Annotated in this window: 1 protein-coding gene; it reads left to right on the top strand. The window is 46.8% G+C overall.

All coding sequences use genetic code 11. From position 1 onward, the window contains the following. Window positions 1-515 (top strand): ATP-binding cassette domain-containing protein (locus R7E78_RS30615; protein ID WP_318059208.1); only part of this gene is annotated, 515 nt, incomplete at both ends.

Raw genomic sequence — 515 nt, 5'->3', positions numbered from 1 at the left:
GAACTCACTGCTGAGCATTTGGACGCGTCCAAAAAAGTGATTCGCTTAAACGGGTATCTGCTGCGGCCTCTCATGGATCTGTTGGCTGGCCTTGCCCTACTCTGCTTAGTTGCCATCTTTGGCTTTAATGGTGTCGAGTTGATTGGTGTCGGTGTACTTTATGCGTTCATCAGTTATTTGGCGCGTGTGACCGAACCTCTGATTGAAATGACCCAACAACTTGCACTTTTACAACAAGCGTTGGTGTCGAGTGAACGTGTTTTTGAGTTGATTGATGCGAAGCCACAAACTTACGGTGACGATCATAAACCACTTAAAACGGGCTCAATTGAGCTAAGTAATCTGACGTTCAGTTATGATGGCAAGCAAGATGTATTGAAAGACGTCTCCTTGAAAGCCGCTCATCAAGATTTTATCGCGCTGGTCGGCCATACTGGCAGCGGCAAGAGCACGTTAGCATCTTTGCTCATGGGCTTTTATCCAACCAATGTGGGCGAGTTATTGATTGATGGGCG

This window comes from Vibrio sp. YT-19(2023) (genome assembly GCF_033337395.1).
Note: the sequence above shows the minus strand (reverse complement) of the source record. Positions and strands in the feature narration are given on the sequence as shown.